The following is a 5,939-nucleotide window of genomic DNA, read 5'->3' as shown; positions in this document are numbered from 1 at the left end:
CACTTACGTGCCGCAAACCGTCACGTTCCTGCCCGACCTGATCCTCGGGCCCCAAAACTAGGAAGACCTCTATGTCCAACCTGATCTACAAGCTGAACCCGATGCCGGAGAAGATCCCGCAGGAGAAGCTCGACCGGCTCGCAAAGCTCGAAACCGCCACCATCGGCCACTTCTACCACTTCGGTTTCGCCGGTCCCGCCGTGCAGCCGGTGCTGCCGGGCAAGGTGGTCGCCGCGACCGTGGCGACGCTGGCCATCCCCGGGCTCGACTCGACGCTGCTGCACCACTGCCTCAGCCAGTGCGGACCGGGCTACTTCCTTGCGGTCGACCGTCTGGGCGACACCAAGTATGCCTGCTGGGGCGGCGGCGTGACCCGCATGGCCGCGATGATCGGGCTCGAGGGCGGCTGCGTCGACGGCCCCCACACCGACACCGCCGAGATTGCCGAGCAGGACTTCGCCATGTGGTCGCGCGGCGCCTCGCCCGTCCCCCCCCGCCTCTACAACACCGGCGGCGGCTTCAACGTGCCGGTCTCGATCAACGGCGCGGCGGTTCTGCCTGGCTACGCGGTGCTGGCCGATGACTGCGGCGTGCTCTTCATCGCCCCCGAGGATCTCGACGAAGTGCTCGAGCGCGGCGAATTCCTGACCGAGCGCGGCCGCGTCAACGAGGCCAAGATCACCGAGGGCACGCATCTCGGCGAGATGTCCGGCGCGTCCAAGATGATCGAGGACAAGCTCAAGGCCTGACCCTAGAGGTCGGTGAAGGAGGCGTAGCGCCCATGCTCTGCACACCATGCCAGCGCCGCCTCCCGAGCGAGGCCCAGCACCGTGTCCACCTGCTTGCGGCGGGCACGGGTGGCGTGGGGGCAGGCCACCACGAGCGGCGGCAGCGGTGCGGTGGCCGGGATCTCGACGACCCGGCCCGCCGCGATGTCCTGCTCGAGCGCGGTGAGCGCCAGCGCCGAGGCACCGTAGCCCTTGCGCACCATGTCGCAGATCGTGGCGAGCGAGTTTCCGTAGTGCCGCGGCGCCGGCTGGTCGCGCATCTCCTCGACGTATTCCGCCACCGGATTGAAGAGCGGCGAGGTCTTCGGGTAGAGCACCAGCGGCAGCGCCCGCAGCTCTTCCGGCGGCATCGGCAGGGAGCGCCCGGCGATCACGTCGGGATGCGCCACCCAGCCCACGTCGTACTGCACTCCGAAATCGGCGCAGACCCGGTCGCCACTGGCGGTAAAGGCCGCATCCAGCGTGCCTGCCTCGACGAAGCCGCGCAGCTGCAGGTCCGAGCCCGAGTAGATGTCGAGCATGATCTCGCCGTCGGCATCGGCCGCGTCGCGCAGCAGCGGCCCCCAGGTCAGCGCGGCCATGCCCGCGAGACCCACGGTCAGGCGGCGTTTCTTCTTGTCCTGCAGCCGGCCCATCATGGCCTCGCGCAGGTTGAGGAACTGGACGGCGAACTCCGCCACCTCGAGCCCCTGGTCCGTGAGAACGAACCCCTGCGCATCCCGGTCGATGAGGGTCTTTCCCAGATCCTTCTCGAGCGAATGGATGCGCGCCGAGACCGCGGGCTGCGTGAGCCCGAGAAACTCGGCCGTCTGGCGGTGGTTGCCGAACTGGCTCAGCCAGTAGAAGGCCTCCAGCTGCTTGAAATTCATGACAGATCCCCAAAGACAAACGACTCAAAGGAGCCACTATGACCGTCGCCCTCTACCTCCCCCTCGAAGACAAGACCCAGTGGTGGGTGGACATGCTGGCCGAGATGCTGCCGGGCTGGACGGTCAAGGCGCTCGACGCCGTGACCGACCCCGCCGAAGTGGAATACGCCGTCGTCTGGCGCCCCCGCACCGGTGACATCGCCAAGTTCCCCAACCTCAAGGCCGTGGTCTCGATCGGCGCCGGCATCGACCACGTGCTCGCCGACAGCGAGCTGCCCGAGGGCGTGCCGATCATCCGCACCGTGGGCGACGACCTGACCCAGCGGATGCGCGAATACGTGGCCCTGCACGTGCTGCGCCACCACCGCGACATGCCGCGCCAGCTTCAGGCGCAGGCCGAGAAGGACTGGCACGCCATCGTGGTGCCCGTCGCCCCCAACCGCACCGTCGGTGTCATGGGCCTCGGCAATCTCGGCGCGGCCGCCGCGCAGACCCTGTCGGCGCTCGGCTTCAACACCCGTGGCTGGTCGAAGTCGCCCAAGGACATCGCCGGCGTCGAGACCTTTGCCGGCCCCGAGGGCATGGACGCCTTCCTCGACGGCTGCGAGATCCTCGTGAACCTGCTGCCGCTGACCGAGCAGACCACGGGCATCCTGAACGCCGAGCTCTTCGGCAAGCTCGCCGAGGGCGCCTGCCTGATCAACTGCGCGCGTGGTCCGCACCTCGTCGATGCCGATCTGCTGGAGGCGCTGGAAAGCGGCCAGATCAAGCAGGCGACGCTGGACGTGTTCCACATCGAGCCGCTGCCCGCCGAGCACCAGTTCTGGGATCACCCGGCGATCACCGTGACCCCGCACGTGGCCTCGCAGATCGACGCCGTGACCGGCGGCCGGATCATCGCCGCGAACCTCAAGACCTTCGAGGAAACAGGCACCTGCGCCGACCTGGCCGACGCCAAGCGCGGCTACTGATCTTGGTCCGACCGACCGAAAGCGCCCGCCCCCCGGCGGGCGCTTTTCTTTTGCCCGTACTGCTGAGCTGCGCGGGAGAGGGTCCCTGCCACCCGCCCCGCGCGCATCTCCGCCCGCGGAATGGCCCGGCCGGACGGACGCGCCGATGCGGGGATGCCCCCGCAATCGGCACGCCGCCGGGTCAGGCATGCTGGCCACCGTTCACGTCGATGACCGCGCCGTTCACGTAGGAGGCCTGTTCCGAGCACAGGAACAGCACCACCCGCGCCACCTCGTCGGGCTTGCCCAGGCGGCGCAGCGGGATGACCTCGAGCATGTCCTCGGTGCCCGGCGACAGGATCTCGGTCTCGATCTCCCCCGGCGTCACCATGTTCACCCGCACCCCGCGCGGGCCGAGCTCGGCCGCCGCCTCGCGGGTCAGCGCCCCGAGCGCGGCCTTGGAGCAGGCATAGGCCACCCCGGCGAAGGGGTGCACGCGGCTGCCCACGATCGAGCCCACGTTGACCACGGTGCCCTTGGCCGCCGAAAGTTCGGGCAGCAGGTCGCGCATCAGCGAGGCGGGCCCCAACAGGTTGACGTTCATCACCTGGCGCCAGACCTCGTCCGAGCTGTCGGCGATGCCGAGGCGCGCGCCCCCCTCGCCCTTGGGCGAGATGCCGGCGTTGTTGACGATGGCGTTGAGCCCGGCCCCGCCGAGCGCCTCGCGCACCCGCTCGACCATCTCGTCGCGCGCGTCGGGATCGGCGAGGTCGCCCTGGATGTGGTCGGTCGCCCCCGCGTGCCATGGGCAGCGCGAGTCGAAGGCGGTGCGGGACACCGTCAACACCCGCCACCCGGCCGCCTGGAACACCTTCACCGTGGCATGGCCAATTCCCCGGCTGGCCCCGGTCAGCAGCAGTGTCTTCTGTGTCATCTTTCCGTTTCTCCTGGCGTGCTGTCCTTGCGTTACCTTCAGATGTGGAACGCAATTCCCTCGCCTGCAAGGCCGCCGCCGAGCGCCGACACGGTTCCGTCGGCGCGCCAGCAGGCAGCGCCCGTCATCTCGCCATCGGCCCCGAAGGCAATGGCGTTCATCCCGCCCGCGATATGCGGCACGATCTGCACCTCGTGGCCCTTGGCCGCCAGCGCGTCCTTGTGGTGGGCGTAGGCGGGCTCGAGCTCCACATGCGCGCCCTCGGTCCAGACGCGGGGCGCCTCGACCGCCTGCTGCGGGGTCATGCCGAAGTCGATCATGTTGACGATGGCCTGCATCGCCGAGGGGAAGATCCGCAGCGCGCCGGGCAGCCCCAGCGCGAACGCGGGCTTGCCGTCCCTGAGCACGATCATCGGCGCCATCGAGGTCGGCACCCGCTTGCCCGGCATGACCGAGAGCGCTTTCCCCGGGTGCGGGTCGAAGTTGTACATGTAGTTGTTCGGGATGATGCCCGTGCCAGGCACCATGATGCGCGCGCCGAAGAGGCCGTTGATGGTGTGCGTGGCCGACACGATCCGCCCGTCGCGGTCGGCGACGGTGATGTGGGTGGTGTTGTTGCTCTCGTAGCCCGGCGGCACCGGGGTCGCGCCGCCCACGTCGCGCAGACGGGCCTGGCACTCGGCGGCATATTCCTTGGAGATCAGCTTCTGCACGGGGATGTCGACGAAATCCGGGTCGCCCGAGGCGGCACGGCGATCCTCGAAGCCGACGCGGATGACCTCGGCCAGCAGGTGCAGCTTCTCGACGCTGTCGAAGCCCATGGCCTTCAGGTCATAGGCCTCGAGCATGTTCAGCATCTGCGTCACGTGCACGCCCGACGAGGCGGGCGGCGGCGGGCCCACGATGTCGTGGCCACGGTAGGTGCCGAAGATGGCGTCACGCTCGCGCGCCACGTAGGTGCGCAGGTCGTCCATCGAGACGTGGCCCGCATCCTCGCCGCCGGTGTTCAGACGGTCGACCAGCGCCTGCCCCAATGCACCGCCGTGCAGGGCGTCCGCGCCCTCGGTCGCGATCAGGCGAAGGCTTTCCGCGTAATCCGCCTGCACCAGCCGGTGGCCGGGCTTGGCGGGGGTGCCGTCGGGCAGGAAGATGGACGAGATCACCGGATCGTTGATCATGTCCTCGGCGTGGCGCTCGATGTTCGACGACAGGTAGCTGGTGACCGGGAAGCCGCCCGCGGCGAGCCGGATCGCCGGCGCGATCACGTCGGCGAAGGGCAGCGCGCCGTGCTGGGCGTGCATCTGGCACCAGCCGCGCAGGTTGCCCGGCACCGCCACCGAGGACGCGCCCACGAGGTTGCGGCGGCCCGCGGTCTCCATGTAGTCGGGCAGCCGGTCCGACACCGGCGTGAACATCCCGGGCGTGGCCGAGGCCCCGGCCTGCGACAGGCAGTCATAGACGGTGTGCGTGCCATCGGGCAGGCGCAGATGCGAGACGCCGCCGCCCGCGATGCCCACCATCATCGGCTCGACCACGGTCAGCGCCAGCAGCGCCGCCACGGCCGCATCCACCGCGTTGCCGCCGAAGGCCAGCATCTCGTGGCCGGCGGCCGAGCCCAGCGGGTGGTTGGTGACCACCACCCCCTGCGAGCCCCGCGCGGGCGACTTGCGGCAGATGAAGGGAAGCGGCGTGGTGTCGGAGGGCATGGTGCGGTCTTTCCTGTTCGGACGGGGTCGCGTGGCAGCGCGGCGCCTCCCGTCACGGGCGGCGAGGGCTGCCACTGTGGTTTCGGGCAAAAATTACAGAGCCGTTTGCCAAAGGTCACGCGGAAAGTGCCGGATCCCGCGGAGCCTGTCGCAAAGCGGCAATAATGCGGGCGCGGAAACCCGGGGCAGGGCGCCTTCGGCCCGGTTTCCGATGGGTGAAATCCGCTGAAGCGACGGGTTTTGGCTTCGCCGGATCTTCCGTTCGCACATATTTTATGCAATTGTGACGATATTTCTGGGGTTTTGGGAGTATCAACGCCGATTTTTCACAGATATTGCCCGAACGGTCGATAATCTGCGATTGTTCAGTCATGATCGGCTACCGTAGAACCCGATTCAACAAGAGACAGGGAATCGCTTCCGGCTCGTCCCGGGACGCTTTGACAGGAGAATGCCAATGACCTTCCACAAACCCCTCGGCGCTCTGATCGCCGCAGCCGGCCTTGCCGCGACGCTCGCGGCGCCCGCCGCCGCCCGCGACATCAAGATCGGCCACTTCGGCGCCCCGGGCACCCCGTTCGACGAGGGCGTCCAGTTCTTCGCCGAGAAGGTCGAAGAGCTCTCGGGCGGCGATTACACCGTCACCAACTTCCCGTCGGGCCAGCTCGGCAACGAGGCGCAGCAGATCGGCG

The 5,939-nt window shown here is 68.7% G+C and carries 5 protein-coding genes and 1 pseudogene; 3 read left to right on the top strand and 3 right to left on the bottom strand.

Going from position 1 to position 5,939, the window contains the following annotated elements:
- The first annotated feature begins 71 nt into the window (after positions 1–71).
- Entirely contained in the window at positions 72–749 is a 678-nt protein-coding gene (locus tag HC022_RS17440; protein WP_175583629.1) for an RraA family protein, read from the top strand.
- A 2-nt stretch (positions 750–751) separates the two neighbouring features.
- Here HC022_RS17440 and HC022_RS17435 read toward each other — a convergent pair whose 3' ends face one another.
- Positions 752–1,657 (bottom strand): LysR family transcriptional regulator, encoded by a 906-nt coding sequence (locus HC022_RS17435; protein WP_167453277.1) that lies wholly within the window; start codon positions 1,655–1,657, stop codon positions 752–754.
- A 38-nt stretch (positions 1,658–1,695) separates the two neighbouring features.
- Here HC022_RS17435 and HC022_RS17430 point away from each other — a divergent pair, with 38 nt between their 5' ends.
- Positions 1,696–2,628, top strand: a complete 933-nt coding sequence (locus HC022_RS17430) for a glyoxylate/hydroxypyruvate reductase A (protein ID WP_089955400.1) — start codon at positions 1,696–1,698, stop codon at positions 2,626–2,628.
- Positions 2,629–2,809: 181 nt separating this feature from the next.
- On the opposite strand, the gene HC022_RS17425 is transcribed toward HC022_RS17430, so the two are convergent.
- Together HC022_RS17425 and ggt are read right to left on the bottom strand one after the other, a co-directional pair.
- Positions 2,810–3,541, bottom strand: a complete 732-nt coding sequence (locus HC022_RS17425; protein WP_008884082.1) for an SDR family NAD(P)-dependent oxidoreductase — start codon at positions 3,539–3,541, stop codon at positions 2,810–2,812.
- Positions 3,542–3,579: 38 nt separating this feature from the next.
- Positions 3,580–5,247, bottom strand: a complete 1,668-nt coding sequence (gene ggt / locus HC022_RS17420) for a gamma-glutamyltransferase (protein WP_167453276.1) — start codon at positions 5,245–5,247, stop codon at positions 3,580–3,582.
- A gap of 457 nt (positions 5,248–5,704) precedes the next feature.
- Between ggt and HC022_RS17415 the strand changes: the two are divergent.
- A pseudogene (locus HC022_RS17415) lies at positions 5,705–5,939 on the top strand (C4-dicarboxylate ABC transporter substrate-binding protein); the annotation flags it as partial.

The organism is Salipiger sp. HF18 (genome assembly GCF_011806505.1).
Classification (GTDB): Bacteria; Pseudomonadota; Alphaproteobacteria; order Rhodobacterales; family Rhodobacteraceae; genus Salipiger; species Salipiger thiooxidans.
The sequence above is the reverse complement of the archived record's forward strand: the minus strand, read 5'-3'. Positions and strand labels throughout refer to the sequence as shown.